Genomic DNA, 18,965 nt, shown 5'->3' on the forward strand with positions numbered 1-18,965 from the left:
GTACGCATGCTCGTGAACCGCGCTTACGTACCGCCCGAGCTCGTCGGTGACGACGAGGCGGACGCCTGGCCCTGGTCGGTGCCCTGTGTGAAGGAGCTGCTGGCCGGCGGGATCGTCTTCGACGCGCCCGTCACCTTCCTCGTCGGGGAGAACGGCTCCGGGAAGTCGACGATCGTCGAGGCGATAGCCGAGGGGTTCGGGCTGGACGCGCGCGGCGGCCGGGCCGGGCGGAAGTACGGCAACGACCGCCCGAAGACGGTCCTCGGCGAGCGTGTCCACCTCGACCTCACCGCGCGCGGCGCCCGCATGATGAGCGGCCCGCGCACGAGGAAGAAGGGGTACTTCCTCCGGTCGGAGACGGCGTTCGGCCTGATGGAGACCGTGTGGGGCCTGCCCGGGTACTGGGAGGAGAACACCTCCGAGATGAGCCACGGCGAGGGCTTCCTCGCGGTCTTCGAGGCGATGTTCCGGCAGCCGGGCCTGTATGTGATGGACGAGCCGGAGGCCGCGCTGTCCTTCGCGTCCTGTCTGCGGCTGGTCTCCCTGATGCACCGGCTGGGGCGCTCCGGCGCCCAGGTCGTCTGCGCCACCCACTCGCCCGTCCTCGCGTCCACTCCCGGCGCCAGGATCCTGGAGGTGGGCGAGCACGGCGTCCAGCCCGTGGAGTGGCGGGATCTGCTGCTGGTCGACCACTGGCGGCGCTATCTGAGCGACCCGGAGGCCTATCTGCGGCACCTCATACCGGCCGACGAGCGCGGCTGACGGGGACTGACGGAGACTGGGGGCGTGAGAAGCGAGAAGACGCCCTTCGAGGGCGGGCCGCTGGACGGCCGCGTGCTGGACGTCCTGCTCGGGCTCAACGGGCTGCCGCCCAAGAAGTACGAGGTGCCGGTCCCGGCCGAGGAGCCCGGCGCGGCCCCCACCGTGTACGTCTACCGGCGGGAGCCGGCGGCCGTGACGCGGCGCCTCGGGCTCCCCAAGGGCTGGAAGTACGCGTACGACCCGGAGGGCAGGCCGGGCATGGAGCTGAAGTGGCCCTGGTCCCGGCCGTCCCAGATGCCCAGGCCGCCCCAGACACCCCCGGGGGACTCAGAAACCTCATAAGGCCTGCCCACCCCACCCGCCCCGCATGGACCGATCGCCGCGCCGGATCAACGTACGGGTGACCCCGATGACGCCCATTGGGCGGTTTCGTCCACGTCGTTCCTACTAGTCATATCGTCCATGGCAGGATCACTTTCCGGGCGTGATCACGCCCCTCCCCGGAGGTGAGCCTGTGTCAGGACGGTTCGTGGGCGTCGTCCGTGTCGTGCGCGTCATCCGTGTCGTCCGCGCGTCGTCGGCGCTGGCCGTGAGCACCGCGACGGCCGTGCTCGCCCTGACCGCCGCCCCCGCGCCCAAGGCGTTCGCGACCCCCGCCGATCCGCCCGGACAGCCGGTCAGCGCCCTGCTCACCCGGCTCCGGGCGCTCTACCGGCAGGCCGAGGAGGCCACCGAGGCCTATGACGCGACCGACGACAAGCTGAAGAAGCAGCGCGCCCGGACCGACAGGCTCAACGAGGAACTGGCCGACGCCCGGATCGCGCTCACCGCCGGCCGCGACGAGGCGGGCCGGATCGCCCGCGAGCAGTACCGGGGCAGCCGGGGCCTCTCCCCCTATGTCCAGTTCCTGCTCAGCGACGACCCCCGGCAGGCCATGGCCCGCGGCCATGAGATCAGACGCGCCGCCGGCCGCCGGGCCGACGCCGTGGAACGCCTCACGGACGGCGAACGGCGCGCCGCCGCCCTCGCCCGCGAGGCCCGCGAGGCGCTCAACGCACAGCAGACCCTGGCCGCCGAGCAGAAGCGGCAGCGCGACGCGGTCCAGGAACGGCTGGGCGAGGTGGAGCGGCTGCTGGCCTCGCTCGACGGCGAGGAGCTGGCCGCGCTGCGCCGCGCGGAGGCCGACGGCGTCGGCGACGCCCAGCGCGCGCTGCTCGCCTCCGGCGCGCTCAGCGGCGCCCAGGCGCCGTCGGAGGACGGCATCAGGGCCCTCGACTTCGCCTTCCGGCAGGTCGGCAAGCCCTATGTCTGGGGCGCGGAGGGCCCGGACGCCTTCGACTGCTCCGGGCTCACCTCCCAGGCCTGGGCCCACGCCGGGGACGTCATCCCCCGCACCAGCCAGGAGCAGTGGAAGACGCTGCCCAAGGTGCCGCTGAACCAGCTGCGCCCCGGTGACCTCGTCCTCTACTTCGAGGGCGCCACGCACGTCGCCCTCTACCTCGGCCACGGCCAGGTCGTGCAGGCCCCGCGCCCCGGCGACGTCGTCAAGGTCTCCCCCATCGCCGCGAACCCGCTGCTGGGGGCCGTGCGCCCGGACGCCGGCAAGCCGCCCATGCCCGGCTACGCCCCGCCCGCCGCCAGCGCCCTCGTCTCCGCCACATAGGTCTCCGCCGACGCCGCGTCGTAGAAGTAGTCGTCGAAGTCCGAGGGGTCGTCGAAGCCGTTGGCGATGCGGTCGGCGACGGGCTGGAGCCCCGCCGCCGCGTCGATGAGGGCGCGGATGTGCGGGGACCGGGGGCCGAGCATGGTGTTGGTCCAGCGGGTGACATGACGTGCCGAGGCCCAGTACCGCTCGAACGCCGTCCGCATCCACTCCGCGTCGAAGGGCTCGTCGCCCCGCTCCACGATCGAGGCGAGGTAGGAGGCGGCGCACTTGGCGGCCGAGTTGGCGCCCTGCCCGGTGAGCGGGTCGTTGACGACGACCGCGTCGCCGACGCCCAGCACCAGCCCGCCGGACGGCAGCCGGCCGACCGGGTCGCGGACGGCGGGGACGTAGCGCCCGGCCAGCGTGGCGCCCCGGTCGGTCAGCTCCACGGCGGTGGCCCGCCCGTACTCCCACGGAACGAACCACTCCAGCAGCTCCAGCGTCCGCGTCAGGTGCTCGCCCGGGCCCTCGACGTCCTGGAAGACGTCGAGGGGCCCGCCCGGCAGGCCCTCCCAGAAGAGGATGTCGGCCCGGCCGGAGGTGGTGAGCGTGGGGATGACCCACAGCTCACCGACGCCGGGGACGACGCTGCAGCGCGCCGCGTCGTACTCCGGGTGCTCGGCGCGCGGGCCCAGACCGTGGACGTAGGCGAGCGCGAGGCAGCGCTGCGGCGTGGTGTACGGGGAGCGCGCGGGGTCGCGGCGGAAGAGCGAGACCAGCTCGCCCTTGCCCGCGGCGACCAGCACCAGGTCGTGGCGGGAGGCAAGGAAGTCCAGGTCGGAGACGGCCGCCGCGTGGACGACGAGCCGGCCGCCGCGCTCGGCGAAGGCGTCCAGCCAGCCGGCCATCTTCACCCGCTGGTCGACGGACTGGGCGTAGCCGTCCAGCCGGCCGATCCAGTCGACGGACCGCTGGACGCCCGGCACGCCGGGGACCGTCCCGGCGACCGAGAAGCCCACGCCCAGGGCGCGCGGGGCCAGGCCCTCCCAGAAGTTGAGGCCGAGCTCGCGCTCGTAGCGCAGCGCGGTGCGGAACATCATCTGGGTGGACATGACCCGGCCGGAGCGGATCTCCTCCGGGGTGCGGTTCGACATGACGGTCACGTCGTACCCCTTGGCCTGGAGTCCCAGGGCCAGCTGGAGCCCGGACTGGCCGGCTCCGACTATGAGGATCCGTCGCAACGCCCGCCTCGGCTCGGCTCGGGTGCGGCGCTCGGCGCGGCACGGTGAACGGCCCGGGAGACGGCTCCCGGGGTGGTCTCCAGGGCCCGGCCCACCAGCGTCAGCAGCGTCTCCACGACGGTGATCCGGCGCCGGGCGTCCATGGCGATCACGGGGACGTCCGGCTCCAGCGACAGGGCCTCGCGCACCGCCTCGGGAGAGTGACGCGCGGTGCCCTCGAAGTGGTTGACGGCGACGACATAGGGCAGCCGGCAGCTCTCGAAGTAGTCGAGCGCCGCGAAGGAGTCGGCCAGCCGCCGGGTGTCGACGAGCACGACCGCGCCGATGGCGCCGCGCACCACGTCGTCCCACATGAACCAGAAGCGCTGCTGGCCGGGGGTGCCGAACAGGTACAGCACGAGGTCCGCGTCGAGGGTGATGCGGCCGAAGTCCATGGCGACGGTGGTCGTCGTCTTGGCGGGGACGGCGGTGTGGTCGTCCACGTCCTCCCCGGCGGTCGTCATGACCGCCTCCGTACGCAGTGGGGTGATCTCGGAGACGGAGCCGACGAAGGTGGTCTTCCCGACCCCGAAGCCCCCCGCGATCACGATCTTGGTGGCGGCGGGGGCGCGGGACAGGTCGGTCTGCCAGCCCGGGGCCGGTCCCGAGCCCGGTCCCGGGGCCGCCCCAGGGGCCGGTCCCGGGTCGTGGGGGGCCGTCGCGTCAGAGCCTGCGTAGTCCACTCAGCACCCTTTCGAGCAGCGCGCGGTCGGGTCGTCCGGTGAGGTGGCCGGTGCCGTAGACGCGGATCCTTCCCTGGTCGGCCAGGTCGCCGAGGAGGACGCGGACCACGCCCAGCGGCATCCTCAGCAGGGCGGAGACCTCGGCGACGGAGCGCAGCCGCCGGCACAGCCCGAGGACGGCGCGCACTTCCGGCAGCAGCCAGGAGGCGAGCGCCCCGCCGGGCCCGGCGAGGGCGCCGGGGCCGCAGGCGTCGCCCCGGCCGTCCTCGGCACCGGCCCGGCCGTCGTCGGTGTCGGCCAGGGCCGCGACGAAGGTCTCCATGAGCAGCACATGGCCGCAGCGGCCACGCCCGCCGGTGAGCGAGTACGGGCGTACGCGCGCGGTGCGCCGGTCCGGTACGGGCCCGGCGGGGGCGCGCAGCACGGGGGCGGCGGTGCTCATCCGGCGGCCTCCACCGACTGCCGCAGCTCCCTGCGGAGTTCGGGGGTCAGGACGTGTCCGGCCCGGCCCACGAAGAGGGCCATGTGGTAGGCGACCACGCCCATGTCGCAGTCGGGCGCGGTGTGGACGCCCAGCAGCGAGCCGTCGCTGATGGTCATGACGAACAGGCCGCCCCCGGCCATCGCGACCATCGTCTGCTTGACGGGCCCGCCGTCCATCAGCGACGCGGCGCCCGAGGTCAGGCTGCCGAGCCCGGCGACGATGGTGGCGAGGTCGGCGGTGGAGCCGCGCGGCCCCTCCGCCGCCCCGCCCGCCCCGCCCGCGCCGCGCACGCCCGGCCGGCCGGGGGCGGAGTCGGGGGCGGAGTCGGGGGCGGAAGAGAGCAGCAGCAGTCCGTCGGAGGAGACGACCGCGACGGAGCGCACGCCCGGCACCTCCTCCACCAGATCGGTGAGCAGCCAGTGGAGGCTCCGGGCCTCCTCGCTCAGTCCGTAGGCGGTGACGCCCGTGGTGCGGGTGGGGGTTACGGGCGTCGCCCCCTGGGAAAATGCAGTCAACCGCGTGCCTCCTCGACAGTGCCGCCCTCGTCCGGCGCCCCCGTTCGGTTCCGATCTGTACCACGATCACGCGCGCCGTGATCACGTCCCGTCAACCCCGTCGTATGCGTCAACTCCGCTTCCACGTCCCGGCGTCCGTCGCGCGCGCCCTGCTGGAAGCCGGCCAGCTTGCGGCGGAGCGCCTCCGCGTCGACGCCCTGGCGGACGCTGAGCGGCACGGGCTTGCGGGCCACGACCCGGGGGGTGCGCTTGGGCAGGCCGTTGCCGGTCATGCCGGGTACGTCCGTGGCGCCGTAGCCCGGTGGGGGCGGTGCCATCGCCGGGCCGGCCGGTGCCGCGCCGGCCGCCGTCGAGGGCCCCGAGGGCCCCGCCTCCGGCCCCACGGCCCCGTGGGCGGGCGCGGGTCGGGCGGACCACTGCCAGCGGGGCTCCGGGACGGGGGCCGGAGCCGGGGCCGGGGCCGGGGCCGCAGGCGAAGCCGGGGCGGCGGGCGGGGGCGTGGCGCTCCGGGAGTGCCGTCCGGCCGAGTGGGGTGACGCCGAGTGGGGTGACGCCGGGTACGGAGCCGCCGGATACGGCGTGGCGGAGTGGGGTGGCGCCGGATGCGACGTGGGCGAGTGTGGTGGCGCCGGGCGTGGTTCGTCCGGTGCGGGTGCGGGCCTGCGCACGGTGGTGAGCTGGATGGTGTGCTCGTCCTGCTGGGCCCAGGGGCCCGAGCGCCGGGGTCCGGGCACCACGGGCGGGGGCGGGCCCTGGGGGTGGGAGCGGCCGTGCAGCGTATGGGAGTTGACCTCGGCGACCACGCCGGGCAGGTCGGTGTGGGGCGCTGTCCGTACGGCGCCCGGGAGCCGGTTCCCGGCGGGGTCGGTCGCGGCGGCCGGTGGCTCGGCGGGCAGCAGGTGGCCGGGCAGGACGACGACGGCGGTGATGCCGCCGGGGCGCTGTTCGCGCAGCTTGACGCGGACGCCGTGGCGGGCGGCGAGCCGGGCGACGACGTACAGGCCGAGGCCCATGACGGGGTCGCCCTGTTCCCCGAATCCGGTGCCGCGCGGGTCCGGATCGGCTTCGGCGAGGAGGGCATTGAGCTCGTCGAGCCGCTCGGGCGGCATGCCGATGCCCTCGTCCTGGATGGAGAGCATGACCTCGCCGTTCTCCAGGAGCCAGCCGGAGACCTGGACCTGGACGTCCGGGGGCGAGAACGTCGTGGCGTTCTCCAGCAGTTCGGCGACGAGGTGGCTGACGTCGTCGGCGGCGAACCCGGCGAGCTGGGCGCGGGCGGGCAGGGAGTGGATCCGGACGCGCTCGTACCGCTCGATCTCGCTGACGGCCGCCCGCAGGATGTCCAGCAGGGGCACGGGGCCGGAGTGGGTGCTGTGGTGGTCGGCGCCGGCGAGGGTGAGGAGGTTCTCGTTGTGGCGGCGCATCCGGGTGGCGAGGTGGTCGAGCTTGAAGAGCACCTCCAGCCGGTCCGGGTCGGCCTCGTGGGCCTCCATGGACTCGATGACGGTCAGCTGCCGCTCGACCAGGCCGAGGGTGCGGCGGGAGAGGCTGACGAAGGTGGCGTGGACCCGGCCGGAGAGCCCGCTCATCCGGTCGTCGATCTCCTGGCAGCGGGCGCGCAGCGCGTCGCGCTCGTCGGCGAGGTCCTGGCGGGCCACGTCGAGGCGGTTGCGCTCGCCCTCCAGCAGGGCGACGCGCTCGCGCAGCCGGACGATCGTGCCGTGCAGGACGTTGACGGAGCGGGCGACCTCGGCGAACTCGTCGTCGCGGCCCCGGAAGGCGACCGGTTCCTTGTCCACCGGGTCGGCGCAGACGCGGCGCGCCCCGAGGCGGAGCGCGGCGAGCGGCCGGGTCACCGAGCGGGCGGACTGCACTCCGGTGCCGAGGATGACGAGGAAGGCGAGCGCGGCGAGCGCGCCGCGCACCTCCAGCGCGGTGGTGTCGTGTTCCCGCAGGCCGGCGAGGCGGGCCATCTCCTCGGTGCCGAGGCCGGATTCGAGCTCCCGCATCTGGTCGACGCGGGCGGTGAGCTGCCCCCGTACCGTCCCGGGCCGCTCCGGCTCGGCGGCGACGGCCTGGGGCCGGGCGGCCAGCCGGGTCAGCCGGGCCTCGGCGGCGGTGGTCTGGGGGCCGGCGACGGTACGGGCGTATTCGGCGCGCAGCCCGGCGGGGGCCAGCTGGCGGAAGTCGTCGAGGGCGGCCTCCTCCTTCAGGCGCCGCTGCTGGGCGGCGGCCAGGAGCGGCGTCTGGGCGGCGCCGCGGGCCGCCAGGGCGGCGAGGAACAGCCCGCGGGTGGCGGAGGCCTCCTCGACGGCCCGGCCGAGGGCGGGCAGCGCGACGGCCTCACCGGGCCGGGCCCGGCCGGGCAGCCGCTGGACGAGCCCGGTCTCCACGGCGTGGAGGGCCTGGACGGTGGCGGTGTAGGCGGTGAAGACGGCGAGGGCGTCGTCGGGCCCGGCCAGGGCGCGGCGGCGCAGCTCGGGCAGGGCGGCGAGGCGGCGGCGCAGGGATTCGGGGGCGCTCGCGCGGAACTCGTCGATCTGCCGGTCCACTCCGGCCCGTTGCTCCTCCGAGGCCGCGCCCGCCCCGCCCGCGTCGGTACGGCCGCCGGCCACGTACTCGGTCATGGTGTCGCGCTCGTCGGCGAGGGCGTGGGCGAGGGCGACGGCGCCGCTCGCGGTGGTGGCCTGCCCGGCCAGGCGGCGGGAGTCGGTGAGGTCCCGTATGGCGTCGGCGATGCCGAAGGCGCCCGCGCCGAGGGCTCCGAGCGAGACGACGGCGACGGAGGCGATGAGCCTGTTGCGTACGCGGGCGGTGCGCTCCGGCACTCCTGTGGTCTGCTGTTCGCGCGTGCCGCCGCGAAGCCGCTTCTTGCGCACCGGTGCTCGCATTCTGCTCTGGTCTTCCGCTCCACCCGCCGGCGACATCCCGCTGGTGGCCCCTTCCGGGTGTCACCCGCCGCGTTTCCCCCCGGCAAGTGCCCCACCACATCAACCGCCGAGCACGCCGGAAGGATGCGCGTCAACGGGCAAGGAAATTCGGGCATCCGGCACACTGGTCGCATGCGCATCGAACTCTCCACCCAGCCAGGGGATCCGGGCCGTCCGAACGAGGATTTCGCGTCCGTCGCCCTGCCCGCCGGCGGGCAGGGCGGGGCCCTGGTGCTGCTGGACGGGGTGACGCCGCCGCCGGCCGGGGAGTCGGGGTGCGCGCACGGGGTGCCGTGGTTCACGGCGCGGCTGGGCGGGGCGCTGCTGGAACTCGCCGCCTCGCGGCGCGAGATGACCCTGGCGGACTGCCTGTCGGCCGCCATCTCCCGTACGGCGGACGCCCATCGGGAGACCTGCGACCTGACGCGCCGGCTCACTCCGCAGGCGACGGTGGTGGTGGCGCGCTGGGACGCGGAGTCGGTGGAGCACCTGGTGCTGTCCGACTCGGCGCTGCTGATCGAGGGGGCGGACGGCACGGTGTCGGCCGTCCTGGACGACCGCATCGCCCGGCTGGCCGCCGCCGGGCGGGTGACGGACGCCCAGCGCAATACGGAGGGCGGTTTCTTCACGGCCGCGGCCGATCCGGCGGTGAGCGCCCGCGCGGTCACGGGCACGACGGCGCGCGGGGACGTCCGCGCGCTGGCTGCGCTCACGGACGGCGCGGCGCGCTGGGTTGAGGTCTTCCGGCAGGGGCGCTGGGCGGACTGTTTCGCGCTCCTGGCGAAGGAGGGCCCGCAGGCGCTGATCGACCGCGTCCGGGAGGCGGAGCTGGCCGACCCGGACGGCCGCGCGTTCCGCCGGGGCAAGCCGCATGACGACGCGGCGGCGCTCTACGCGGAGCTGTGAGGCGGGGCGGGCCCTGTAAGGAGCGCGCCCCGAAGGGGCGCGGGGCCGTGTCGATATGCGGCTACCGCCGCGTGGGCGCGACCAGCCCCCACCGGCCCGCAGCGGCCGGACCACGCTCCCGGCCCAGCCGCCACTGGGAGGTGCCCCCACAGTCGTTACGACTCCGCGCGCTCGTTCAGCTGGTGGAGCAGGCGGGCCAGCTCGGCGATCTCGACGCGGTTCCAGTCCGCGAACTTGCGGATGTACTGCGCACGACGGGCGTCCCGCACACGGGTGAATCGTTCCCGCCCCTCCCCCGTGATCCGGATCAGCGCGGCACGGCCGTCGGCGGGGTCCGGGTCCCGGGCGATGAGCCCCAGGTCGCCGAGGGCGCGCAACTGACGGCTCATCGTCGCCTTGCCGACACCGAAGTACGCGGCGAGGTCCGTGGCGCGCTGCGGGCCGCCCTCCTCCAGCCGTACGAGCAGCCCGTACGCGGCGGGCTCCAGGTCGGGGTGGACCTCGCGGGCCATCTCGCCGGAGGACGCGCGGGCGCGGCGCAGGAAGACCGCGAGCTCACGCTCCAGGGCGAGGTAGGCCGGGTCGACGGCGGGACCCTCACACGGGTCCGCGCCGGCGTCGGCGCCCCGGCCCGGGAGGTCTTCCTCCGGGAGCGGGGCAGTGGTCTCGTGGGTCTCCTGCACGTGAGGCCCTTTCCTGCTTTCAGCCGCTGAAAAATCATTTCGGCCGCGTCGTGTCGCCGCAGCTCCGTCAGTATTTCGCAGGATTAGTCCAACGGCAGCACCCCGGGTCCCCATCGCGGTGTGCGACACCGCCCCCCACCCGATTAATGACATGGTCATACCAATTCGATAGCCGTTGAATTCTCCCCCGCTCTCCCCCCACCCTGGCTTTCGGAGGCACCATATGCCCGCACATCGCTCAGGGCCGGGCCGCCCGGTCCCCTACAGACCCGCGGCCCGACCCGCCCCCTTGGCCCCCCTCGTCCCCCTGCTCTCCCTGCTGGCCCTGCTCCTCACCCTGATCGCCCTGCCCGGCACCGCCACCGCGGCCACGGCCGGCTCCCGGCAACGCCCCTTCCACCCCGAGCGCGACTGGATGGGCTCGACCGTCCCCGCCCACGAGGCGGGCAGGCCCCCGACCGGGGGCGCCGAGGCGATCGCCACGGTGGAGGGCGTGGACGTCAGCAGCCACAACGGCAACGTCCCCTGGTCGACGCTCTGGAACAAGGGCGCCCGCTTCGCCTACGTCAAGGCCACCGAAGGCACCAGCTACCGCAATCCGTCCTTCTCCCAGCAGTACAACGGCTCCTACGACACCGGCATGATCCGCGGCGCGTACCACTTCGCCCTGCCGAGCAATTCCGGTGGCGCCGACCAGGCCGACTACTTCGTCGACCACGGCGGCGGCTGGTCGGACGACGGCAGAACCCTGCCCGGCGTGCTCGACATGGAGTACAACCCCTACGGCAGCACCTGCTACGGCATGAGCGCCGACGCGCTGCTCGACTGGGTCGCCGACTTCCTCTCCGTCTACCGCCACCGCACCGGGCGCGACGCGGTCATCTACACGACCACCGCCTGGTGGAAGAAGTGCACCGGCAACTACGGCCGCTTCGGCTCGGACCACCCGCTGTGGGTGCCGCGCTACGGCTCCTCGGCCGGGGAGCTGCCGAACGGGTGGGACTTCCACACCTTCTGGCAGTACACCGAGACCGGCTCGACGGTCGGTGACCACAACCTCTTCAACGGCTCGCTGAGCAGGCTCAAGGCGCTGGCGTACGGGTGACGACAGTCCGTCGTCCCCACCGTGTCCCCCGGAAGCACGAGGACCGGGCCCCGGCGTGTCGGCGCCGGGGCCCGGTCGTGAAAGGGGTCGTAAAAGCCGTACGAGGGGTGGACCGGCGGCTCCACGAGCCGCCGGTCCCGGGGGTCAGCCGCAGTTGCCCGCCGGGCGGGTGCGGGTGACCAGGTCGGTGTAGCCGGTGGTGCCGTCGATCCACACCACCTGCTTGCCGCCGGCGGCCGCCGCGGAGAGCTGCTCACCGCGGTTGCAGGAGACGCGGGCGCGGTCGGTGCCGTTCGCCCCGCCGAACTGCCACAGCTTGGACATGGTCTCGTTGTGGTACTTGGGGTCGGGCAGCGACGCGGTCACGGTCAGCGCCTCGTCGGAGGCGGTGAGGCCCTGGGCGAACAGGGCGCCCTCGCCCTTCTCCTTGCTGAGGTCCACGGTCCCGGTGCCGTCGAGGTTCGACCGGCGCACGGCCACCTGGCCGTCGTCGACGACCTCGTCCGCCAGCCAGAAGACGTACTTGCCGTTGATCGCGGTCTCGCCGATGCTCTCGGGCCGGCCGAGCTGGTTCATCAGCTTCCGCTCACCGCTCTTGAGGTCCAGCACCTCGACACCCATGCGGTAGTCGGCACCGTCGGCGTAGGCCTTGGCGTACGCGAGCCGGCCGCCGGCGAGCGAGGGGAACGCCGAGCCGGTGTCGGCCTTGCCGCCGTCGGCCCAGGTCGCCTCCTTGTCACCCGTACGCATGAAACCCACGTGCCGGGCGCCGAAGGCGTCCATCTTCTCGAAGGCCACCACACCGCCCTCGACCCGGACGTCCTGGATGCTGTCGGAGGTGCTGTACAGCTTCCTGATCGGTCCGCCCGCGAGCGGCCGCGACAGCACCTCCATGCCGGCCGCGCTGTACGCCGCCCACGCCACGGTCTTGCCGTCGGTCGCCGGGTTGACGTGGAAACGCCCGTCATTGGGGCTGATCAGCTTGGGCTCGCCCTTGCCGTCCGTGCGCCCGGCCCACACCGAGAAGGCCTCGGTGCCGTCGTCGTTCGACTTGGACGTGGCCCACCAGCCGCCGCCGGCCCCGACCTTGGTGGCGGCGACGTTGAGCTTGCCGAGCAGCAGGTCGGAGTCCACGCCCATGGCCTGCTCCCAGTTGGGGACGATGCCGTGGGCGTTGAAGGAGCGCTTGACGACGTTCAGGTCCTTGGTGGAGACCTTGAGCGCCTTGGCGGCGGCGATCACCGCGTCACGGCCCTCGGTGAACCCGTCGAGCGGGGTCATGTACTCGGTGAGCGCCTTGTAGGCGATCTTGTCGGCGAGGGTGCGGCCCAGGTCCTCGCGGATGTCCCAGAGGGCGCCCGAGAAGATGGTGGAGTTGAGGTGCACCCCGCCGTTGTCGGTGGCGAAGGAGACGCCCAGGAAGTTCTTGGACGTCGTCGCCCCGTCGTTGAGGTCGCGGAAGGCGCACTGGCGGGGGGTCTTGGTGCGGCAGAGGTTGCCGCCCAGCAGGCCCGCGTCCGGGTCGTCCATGGACATGCCGGCCGCGTCCACGGCGATGGCGTTGCCGAAGTAGTCGGCGATCGCCTCGTTGAGCGCGCCGGACTGGCCCGCGTAGACGAGGTTGGCGCTGTTCTCGACGACGCCGTGGGTCATCTCGTGACCGACCACGTCGAGGTCGGCGGAGAGCGTCTTGAACTCCTCGTCGCCCCCGCCGTACACCATCTTGGTGCCGTCCCAGAAGGCGTTGACGTACGGCATCCCGAAGTTCGTCACGCCCACGAGGGAGTTGATCGCCATGCCCCGGCCGTCGAGGCTGTCCCGGCCGTGCACCTTCTTGTAGTAGTCGTACACCTTGCCCGCGGCCCAGTGCGCGTCGACCGCGCCCGCTTCCGTGGCGTCCTTGCCGAACTGCGGGGACTTCGAGCCGAACTCCTTGACCCCGTCGGGCCAGCGGCCGCTCACCTCCGAGACGTCCTTGCCGCGCGCGTCCCAGGTGGAGATCACGTTCTTGCTCGTGTCCCACATGCGGGAGTGGTCGTTCATGACGTACTCGCCGCGGGCCGTGTCGAAGAACAGGCCGAGCTCGACGGTGGTGCCGTCGTACTTCACGCCCGAACCGGCGACGCCCGGGTGCTTGGCCGGTCCCCCGGCGCCCTCGCCCTCGCCGCCGCCCGCCTTCGCCTCACCTGTGGTGGCGGCCTTCGGCGCCCCGAAGGTCTTGATCCCGCTGTACTGGAGGACGGGGTAGCCGGACTTGGCGTCGACGTACACCTCGTGCAGCACGGGCTGACCGGTGGCGGGGTCGGTGCCCCGGACGGTGACGTGCTGGGTCAGCACACCGGCGCCCTTGGGCAGGACGACGAGGCCGCGCGCGGTGCCCTTGAGCGAGGCGGCCGCCTTGGGCTTGGCCGTGAGCTTCTTCCCGCCGACCTGCGCGAGCGTCGCCCCGACCGCGCGCCGGACGGCCAGCTCCTCGCCGACCTCGGGCGTGATGCCGGTGGTGAGGCCCGTGAAGTACTTGCCGGAGGTGCCGGTGACGACGCGCTTGCCGTCCTTCTTCTCCATCCGGACGACGTACTGGCCGCCGAGGACATCGACGCCCTTGTGCTTCTGCTGAAGCCTTACGGTCTCGTTCGACCCGGTGGCGACCGACTGGACGGCCTTCAGGTCCCGCGCCGGATCGGCGATGCGATAGCGGCTCTTCTTGTCGGCGAGGTGCCCACGGGCGGCGTCGGCCGCGCTCCCGGTCGCCTTAACGCCCTCCCGGATGCCGTCGACCAGGGAGGGGGTGGAGGTTCCCTTCCCCGGAATGACATCCGCCGGGTCGCCGGCGGCCGGCGCGGCGAACGCCTGCGCGGGCATGGCGGAGACGACAAGGGCGGCAGCGCCCATCAGCGCCGCCGCCCCTGCTATGCCGCTCTTCGCGACCTGTCTTCCTGAACGTGCTCTGGACTTACGCAAGGTTCCCCCTCCGTACGTACGGAACGCCGGAACATCTGTGGTCGGGGCATATGCAACAGGCGGGGCGGGGGCTGATCAATGGTTCGCGCGTGGAGGGGGGTTACTTTCGGCCTAGGTGGGTTGGGTGGGGCGGGGAGGCAACCGATGGGCCCCCTTTCACCTCCGCTTTCACCTCCGCGCCGGCCCCACCGGGCCCTTGCGGTTCCGGGCTTCCCGACCCAGGACCTCGACGAGGCGGGAGATCCCGTCGGCGCCGTACCCCTCCTCGACGGCCCGCCGGGCGACCGCGTGGGCGGCGGCCATCACCCCGGTGTCGAGGCCATGCGCCCCGGCGGCGTGGATGACATGCGCCATGCCGGCGGCCGCCGTGGTGAGACCGGCCTCGTCGCCGGGGTGGCGGCCCTCGTCCGCCGCCTCGGCGAAGCGCGGAATGATCCGGGACATCAGACCGGTGATCCCCAGGGCGTACGGGGCGAGTTCCTTCCCACTGACGTTCTCCGCCCGCGCCAGGGCGAGGGCGTGCACGTAACCGCTGACGGTGGTCCAGAACAGGTCGAGCAGCGCCACGTCGTACGCCGAAGCCCGCCCGGGATCGGCGCCGAGGTGGTCGGCGGTGCCGCCCAGACTCGCGAGCGCGGTGCGATGCGCGGTCCAGACGTCCTCGGGGCCGCTGTAGAGGACGAGGGCCTGGTCGGTGCCGATGGTGACGGTCGGCGTCATGATCGACCCGTCGAGGTAGTCGATGCCGCGTCCGGCGGCCCACGCCGCCATGGCACGGGCCCGGTCCGGGGTGTCGGCGGTCAGATTGACGAGCGCGCGTCCGCGGAGGGCGTCGGTGGCAGGGGCGAGGACCTCCCGCACGGCGTCGTAGTCCAGCACACAGACGATGACGAGCGGACTGGCGGCCACGGCGTCGGCGATGTCCTTCGCCTCCACCGCGCCGCGCGCGGTCAACTCGTCCGCCTTTCCGGGAGAACGGTTCCATACGGTCGTGGGGTGCCCCTGGGCGAGGAACGCGGAGGCGAGAGCGCGGCCCATGGGGCCCAGGCCGAGAACAGTGACGGGAATCGATGTCATGCGGAGGAAGCTAAAGCTTCACGTCGGCGTGAGAGTCAACGTCCTGTGGTGGAGGACACATTGCGCATCGGAGAACTGTCCCGGCGTACGGGCGTCAGCGAACGAGCCCTTCGCTATTACGAGGAACAGGGCTTACTACGGCCCTCGCGCCGCCCGAGCGGCTATCGCGAGTACGCGGAGGACGACGTGCGGACGGTGGGCCACATCCGCCGCTTCCTCGCCGCCGGCCTGGGCACGGCCACCATCGCCGAGCTGCTGCCGTGCGCCGTCGACGACGGCGAGTTCCTGACGCCGGGCTGCCCGGAACTGGTGGCCGGGCTGGTGAAGGAACGGGAGCGGATTCATGACGGCATCGAGGAATTACGGGATGTGCTGCGTCTGTTGGACGGAATCATCGTGCGCTGGGGCGGGGAGCCGGCACGCGCCAGGTCTGTCGCCAGCGGAAACCACTAGTGATTTCGGCCTGCCATACAGATTTCAGCTGTCGCACCTGCCCGCCGACGCCGCGATATTCCGTGGCACGACCGGCACCCCGTGATGAGAATCGCGGCATGCGCCCCCTCCTGGAGACCGACCGCCTCGTCCTGCGCCCGTTCACCGAGGCCGACACCGACCACCTGCTCGCGCTGGACAACGACGCGGAGGTCATGCGCTTCATCAACGGCGGCCGCCCCACGACCCCCGAGGCGATCCGGACACGCACCTTGCCGCGTCTGCTCCACGACCACGCGTGCTTCGGGACGCGGTTCGGGACGCGGGGCTTCTGGGCGGCGGAGGAGCGCGGCACCGGGACATTCCTGGGCTGGTTCGAATTCCGCCCCCTGGAGGACCACAGCCCGGCCGTGGTCGAACTCGGCTACCGGCTGAACCGCGCGGCGTGGGGCAGGGGCTACGCCACGGAGGGCTCGAAGGCCCTGATCCACAAGGGATTCACGGAACTGGGCGTCGAGCGGGTGACCGCGAACACGATGGCCGTCAACACCCGCTCCCGGCGCGTGATGGAGAAGGCGGGCCTGTTGTTCCTGCGGAACTTCACCGGGGACTGGCCGGAGGCGATCGAGGGCTCCGAACACGGGGAGGTGGAGTATGAGCTCACCCGGGCGGGGTGGAGCGACGGTGAGGCCGATCGGGTCCTCGAAACGGGTGAGTGCAGGTTCAGCACCCGCGAGGAGCTGGACGGCCTGATGGCCCGGGGATTCCTCTGGCCGGATCCTCCGATGCCGCCCGAGTTCCACCAGCCCGCCGAGCGAGCCCGCGCCTTCCTGGCCGAAGAGGCGGAGCGTACCGGATTGCCCCTCGCCCTCAACGAGCGGAACTACGAGTTGGTGAACGGGGATTTCATCTTCGACGCCCAGTCCCCTGCCTACATCGAGAGCGGCAAGAATTCAGACATGCTCATCGGCATCGGGTACGTCTGTGTGGACGGCGAGACGGGCGAATGCCGGATGCTCGGTGCCGAGAAGTCGGCCGAGCTGGAGCTTTTCGGCTACTGACAGCGAGTCGGCACCACGCCGGCCATACCCCACCCTCCCCCTCACCGAACGGGTGACTCGAACACCACCACCCGCACGACGGAAGCTGGGCCTCCGACAGCGGTGAGCAGCGTTGTACGGCCTGTGGGATGCGGCGTTTCACGGACTACCGGGGCGTACGGCCGCCGCGACGGCGCTCCGCGCCGCCTTCTGAACATCAGTCCCGGGGGAACCTGTCGGTGGAGAGCGTCACGCCGAGCGCCGTACCCGTGAGGTCGACCGGTACGCCGAAGTCGGTGGTGACGGACTCCCGGTACTTCCCGTCCTCGGGCAGCGTGTACAAGTGACACTGCCCGGTGTACGAGTCCGCGATCAGGTAGACGGGGATCCCGCCGGCCGCGTAGGCATCCTTCTTCTTGCCGTAGTCATTGTCGGCGGTCGCCCGGGAGATCACTTCCAGGACGAACTCGGCGTCCCCGTAGCGCCAGTTCCCCTTCCGGTCCATCTTGGCGCCGTCCGACAACTTGTAGAGGTCGGGACAGAAGGCATTGCCATAGCCGGGAAGGTCGAGGCGTACGTCCAGCTCGATCAGGCTCTCCTCGCCGAAGCGAGCCTCCAACTGACGCAGCACCGCCCTGATGATGGCCGAGTGCGTATGCCTTTGCGGCGACATCTGGATGGCCCCCCCGACGATCTCGGCCTTGTACCCTTCGGGGACGATCTCGTACAGGAGCTCGAACATCTCGTCCAAGCTCGGCTCGCCGCTGTCAGCCATCAGAGTCCTGTCGATCTGTGCGATGGTCACCGTGGCGCTCCTCCCCACTGCCACTGTTGTCAGCAGCCGCGCAGTACAACGATACGCACGGCGCCCCGGACACGCCCGGAGCCGTTCGCCCGCCGCCCAGCCTCGCGAACGTCCGCTCCAGCAGCGCCGCTGACTGCTCGCGTTCAGGCGTCGTACCGAAGCGCCGCCCGCGTGGTCCCCCACCCCCGTCGGGGGACCACCGGCGGCGGGCCTTGGGGTGTTACGCGTCGACCGGCTCCCAGACCGCCGGGCCCCCGGCGGCGTCCTGGTGGGTGCGGCCGAAGGGCACGTCGGCGAAGTGGATGCCGAAGCCGATCGTGCCGGGCTCGGACAGCTCCTCGACCAGGCGGCGGCGGTGGATCGCCGAGCGCTCCGCGTCGTGGTCGACGGCGGCGGACCATTCCGGGTGGCTGACCTGGACCGGCGTGTGCATGGTGTCGCCGAAGGCGATCAGGCGGCGGCCGCCGCCGGAGATGACGTACGACGCGTGGCCCGCCGTGTGGCCCTGCGAGAGCGCGACGCGGACGCCCGGGAAGATCTCCTCGCCGTCGGCGACGGTGCGGATCCGGGGCTCCAGGATCGCGGTGATCTCCTTGGAGATGCCGTGCACCTCAAGGAAATGGCGCTGCGTCCACTCCTCTTCGCTGACCAGGTAGTTGACATGGTCGAACGGAGGCCGCTCGGCGTCCGGGGCCGACTGCCAGAGCCAGCCGATGTGGTCGACGTGGAGGTGGGTGACGGCCACGGCCTCTATATCGGCCGGGGTCCGGCCGATCTCGGCGAGGCTGTCGAGCAGACCGCCGCCGGAGATCACCCCGATGGGGCCGCCGTCCCCGGCCGGGAAGGACTGGGGGCCGAAGCCCGCGTCGATCAGCAGGGCGCGGTCGCCGTGCTCCACCAGGAGGCCACCCATGCTCGCCACGAAATGGCCGGAGTCGTCCAGATACTCGGAGTGGGCGGCCCACTCCTCCTCCGTACTGGCCGACAGCCAGCCGCGCGGCGAGAGCCGGGCCACGCCGTCCGGGACGTACGTGACCTTGATGTCGCCGAGCCGGAGGCTGCGGATCCCCGACGGGCGACGCAGTCGAACGCCCAGGCCCGGCTGGGAGTTGGTCGTCATGCGCCCACAATAATCTTCCAGCTTGAATGATTCAAGCTCTAAAGATGTCTGCTTGATGCAGTTGACTTAAGATGGCTCCATGAGCAGCCCAGAACCGCAGACCCTCGCCGAGCGACAGCTCTGCGGCCTGGTGAACGGCCTCGCCCGCCAGATCTCCGACCACGTGCGCGTGGCCGCGACCCGCCTCGGCCTCACCGCGCCGCAGGCCACGGCCCTGCGCGAGCTCAACGGCCCGATGACGATGCGGGAGCTCGCCGACCGGATGAGCTGCGAGCCGTCCAACGCGACCTTCGTCATCGACAAGCTGGAGTGCCAGGGGCTCCTGGAGCGCCACCCCCACCCCACGGACCGCCGCGCCAAGCAGCTGATCCTCACCGCCGAGGGCAGGACCCTGCGCGAGCGCCTCATCGCCGCCCTCTCCGAGGACTCCCCCCTGCGCGCCCTCACCCACGACGAGAAGGTCACCCTCCACGCCCTCCTCGACCGGGCGGTCAGCCAACATCCCTGATACGACAAAAGGCCCCCGGGTGGGGGCCT

General features: G+C 72.6%; 17 protein-coding genes and 2 pseudogenes. 9 read left to right on the forward strand and 10 right to left on the reverse strand.

The window, feature by feature from the left end; translation table 11 throughout:
- Nucleotides 1-6 precede the first annotated feature (6 nt).
- The 3 genes from ACFYZR_RS11320 (at nucleotide 7) to ACFYZR_RS11330 (ending at nucleotide 2,425) form a co-directional block, all read left to right on the forward strand.
- Complete coding sequence (locus tag ACFYZR_RS11320) at nucleotides 7-762, forward strand: AAA family ATPase (protein WP_391908290.1); 756 nt, start codon at nucleotides 7-9, stop codon at nucleotides 760-762.
- 24 nt (nucleotides 763-786) lie between these two features.
- Entirely contained in the window at nucleotides 787-1,104 is a 318-nt protein-coding gene (locus ACFYZR_RS11325; RefSeq protein WP_391908293.1) for a hypothetical protein, read from the forward strand.
- 172 nt (nucleotides 1,105-1,276) lie between these two features.
- Nucleotides 1,277-2,425, forward strand: coding sequence for an NlpC/P60 family protein (locus ACFYZR_RS11330; protein WP_391908296.1), 1,149 nt, complete (start codon nucleotides 1,277-1,279; stop codon nucleotides 2,423-2,425).
- On the opposite strand, the gene ACFYZR_RS11335 is transcribed toward ACFYZR_RS11330, so the two are convergent.
- The 5 genes from ACFYZR_RS11335 to ACFYZR_RS11355 are packed head-to-tail and all read right to left on the reverse strand — an operon-like array spanning nucleotide 2,383 to nucleotide 8,260.
- Nucleotides 2,383-3,648: a styrene monooxygenase/indole monooxygenase family protein gene (locus ACFYZR_RS11335; RefSeq protein ID WP_391908298.1), complete on the reverse strand. Its 1,266-nt coding sequence runs from the start codon at nucleotides 3,646-3,648 to the stop codon at nucleotides 2,383-2,385. The genes ACFYZR_RS11330 and ACFYZR_RS11335 overlap by 43 nt on opposite strands.
- Complete coding sequence (locus ACFYZR_RS11340) at nucleotides 3,630-4,370, reverse strand: ATP/GTP-binding protein (RefSeq protein ID WP_391908301.1); 741 nt, start codon at nucleotides 4,368-4,370, stop codon at nucleotides 3,630-3,632. The genes ACFYZR_RS11335 and ACFYZR_RS11340 overlap by 19 nt, the downstream gene beginning before the upstream one ends.
- Nucleotides 4,351-4,812 carry a DUF742 domain-containing protein gene (locus tag ACFYZR_RS11345; RefSeq protein ID WP_391908304.1) on the reverse strand — a complete coding sequence of 154 codons (462 nt, stop codon included), beginning with the start codon at nucleotides 4,810-4,812 and terminating at the stop codon, nucleotides 4,351-4,353. The genes ACFYZR_RS11340 and ACFYZR_RS11345 overlap by 20 nt, the downstream gene beginning before the upstream one ends.
- Nucleotides 4,809-5,369: a roadblock/LC7 domain-containing protein gene (locus ACFYZR_RS11350; protein WP_391908307.1), complete on the reverse strand. Its 561-nt coding sequence runs from the start codon at nucleotides 5,367-5,369 to the stop codon at nucleotides 4,809-4,811. The genes ACFYZR_RS11345 and ACFYZR_RS11350 overlap by 4 nt, the downstream gene beginning before the upstream one ends.
- A complete protein-coding gene (locus ACFYZR_RS11355) occupies nucleotides 5,366-8,260 on the reverse strand; it encodes a nitrate- and nitrite sensing domain-containing protein (protein ID WP_391908309.1) in 2,895 nt (964 codons plus the stop codon). Before ACFYZR_RS11355 ends, ACFYZR_RS11350 begins: the two co-directional genes overlap by 4 nt.
- Nucleotides 8,261-8,431: 171 nt before the next feature.
- On the opposite strand from ACFYZR_RS11355, the gene ACFYZR_RS11360 reads away from it, so the two are divergent.
- On the forward strand, nucleotides 8,432-9,205 hold the full coding sequence (locus tag ACFYZR_RS11360; protein WP_391908312.1) for a protein phosphatase 2C domain-containing protein: 774 nt from the start codon (nucleotides 8,432-8,434) through the stop codon (nucleotides 9,203-9,205).
- A gap of 155 nt (nucleotides 9,206-9,360) precedes the next feature.
- On the opposite strand, the gene ACFYZR_RS11365 is transcribed toward ACFYZR_RS11360, so the two are convergent.
- On the reverse strand, nucleotides 9,361-9,888 hold the full coding sequence (locus ACFYZR_RS11365; RefSeq protein ID WP_391908316.1) for a MarR family winged helix-turn-helix transcriptional regulator: 528 nt from the start codon (nucleotides 9,886-9,888) through the stop codon (nucleotides 9,361-9,363).
- Nucleotides 9,889-10,111: 223 nt separating this feature from the next.
- Between ACFYZR_RS11365 and ACFYZR_RS11370 the strand changes: the two genes are divergently transcribed.
- On the forward strand, nucleotides 10,112-10,993 hold the full coding sequence (locus ACFYZR_RS11370; RefSeq protein ID WP_391908318.1) for a lysozyme: 882 nt from the start codon (nucleotides 10,112-10,114) through the stop codon (nucleotides 10,991-10,993).
- 144 nt (nucleotides 10,994-11,137) lie between these two features.
- Here ACFYZR_RS11370 and ACFYZR_RS11375 read toward each other — a convergent pair whose 3' ends face one another.
- Both ACFYZR_RS11375 and ACFYZR_RS11380 read right to left on the reverse strand, forming a co-directional pair.
- Entirely contained in the window at nucleotides 11,138-13,885 is a 2,748-nt protein-coding gene (locus ACFYZR_RS11375; RefSeq protein ID WP_391908320.1) for a M4 family metallopeptidase, read from the reverse strand.
- A 237-nt stretch (nucleotides 13,886-14,122) separates the two neighbouring features.
- Nucleotides 14,123-15,031 carry an NAD(P)-dependent oxidoreductase gene (locus ACFYZR_RS11380; protein WP_391908323.1) on the reverse strand — a complete coding sequence of 303 codons (909 nt, stop codon included), beginning with the start codon at nucleotides 15,029-15,031 and terminating at the stop codon, nucleotides 14,123-14,125.
- A 60-nt stretch (nucleotides 15,032-15,091) separates the two neighbouring features.
- On the opposite strand from ACFYZR_RS11380, the gene ACFYZR_RS11385 reads away from it, so the two are divergent.
- From ACFYZR_RS11385 to ACFYZR_RS11395, 3 genes and pseudogenes are all read left to right on the forward strand, one after another.
- Complete coding sequence (locus tag ACFYZR_RS11385; RefSeq protein ID WP_391908325.1) at nucleotides 15,092-15,484, forward strand: MerR family transcriptional regulator; 393 nt, start codon at nucleotides 15,092-15,094, stop codon at nucleotides 15,482-15,484.
- Between the two features lie 98 nt (nucleotides 15,485-15,582).
- Nucleotides 15,583-16,140, forward strand: a pseudogene (locus ACFYZR_RS11390) (GNAT family N-acetyltransferase); the annotation flags it as partial.
- Nucleotides 16,141-16,601: 461 nt separating this feature from the next.
- Nucleotides 16,602-16,682: pseudogene (locus ACFYZR_RS11395) on the forward strand (DUF6255 family natural product biosynthesis protein); the annotation flags it as partial.
- A gap of 38 nt (nucleotides 16,683-16,720) precedes the next feature.
- Here ACFYZR_RS11395 and ACFYZR_RS11400 read toward each other — a convergent pair.
- Entirely contained in the window at nucleotides 16,721-17,308 is a 588-nt protein-coding gene (locus ACFYZR_RS11400) for a Uma2 family endonuclease (protein ID WP_391908328.1), read from the reverse strand.
- Between the two features lie 220 nt (nucleotides 17,309-17,528).
- The gene (locus ACFYZR_RS11405) at nucleotides 17,529-18,428 is read right to left on the reverse strand and encodes an MBL fold metallo-hydrolase (protein ID WP_391908330.1); all 900 of its coding nucleotides are present in this window, start codon (nucleotides 18,426-18,428) and stop codon (nucleotides 17,529-17,531) included.
- 79 nt (nucleotides 18,429-18,507) lie between these two features.
- Between ACFYZR_RS11405 and ACFYZR_RS11410 the strand changes: the two genes are divergently transcribed.
- A complete protein-coding gene (locus tag ACFYZR_RS11410; RefSeq protein ID WP_391908333.1) occupies nucleotides 18,508-18,936 on the forward strand; it encodes a MarR family winged helix-turn-helix transcriptional regulator in 429 nt (142 codons plus the stop codon).
- Nucleotides 18,937-18,965: the final 29 nt, after the last annotated feature.

The organism is Streptomyces sp. NPDC001678, assembly GCF_042892945.1.
Lineage (GTDB): Bacteria > Actinomycetota > Actinomycetes > Streptomycetales > Streptomycetaceae > Streptomyces.

Bases quoted from the DNA above. Each gene is read 5' to 3' on its own strand.
- ACFYZR_RS11320 (WP_391908290.1), top strand. From the start codon at position 7: ATGCTCGTGAACCGCGCTTACGTACCGCCCGAGCTCGTCGGTGACGAC.
- ACFYZR_RS11345 (WP_391908304.1), bottom strand. From the start codon at position 4,812: ATGAGCACCGCCGCCCCCGTGCTGCGCGCCCCCGCCGGGCCCGTACCG.
- ACFYZR_RS11355 (WP_391908309.1), bottom strand. From the start codon at position 8,260: ATGCGAGCACCGGTGCGCAAGAAGCGGCTTCGCGGCGGCACGCGCGAA.
- ACFYZR_RS11360 (WP_391908312.1), top strand. From the start codon at position 8,432: ATGCGCATCGAACTCTCCACCCAGCCAGGGGATCCGGGCCGTCCGAAC.
- ACFYZR_RS11370 (WP_391908318.1), top strand. From the start codon at position 10,112: ATGCCCGCACATCGCTCAGGGCCGGGCCGCCCGGTCCCCTACAGACCC.
- ACFYZR_RS11375 (WP_391908320.1), bottom strand. From the start codon at position 13,885: ATGGGCGCTGCCGCCCTTGTCGTCTCCGCCATGCCCGCGCAGGCGTTC.
- ACFYZR_RS11380 (WP_391908323.1), bottom strand. From the start codon at position 15,031: ATGACATCGATTCCCGTCACTGTTCTCGGCCTGGGCCCCATGGGCCGC.
- ACFYZR_RS11405 (WP_391908330.1), bottom strand. From the start codon at position 18,428: ATGACGACCAACTCCCAGCCGGGCCTGGGCGTTCGACTGCGTCGCCCG.
- ACFYZR_RS11410 (WP_391908333.1), top strand. From the start codon at position 18,508: ATGAGCAGCCCAGAACCGCAGACCCTCGCCGAGCGACAGCTCTGCGGC.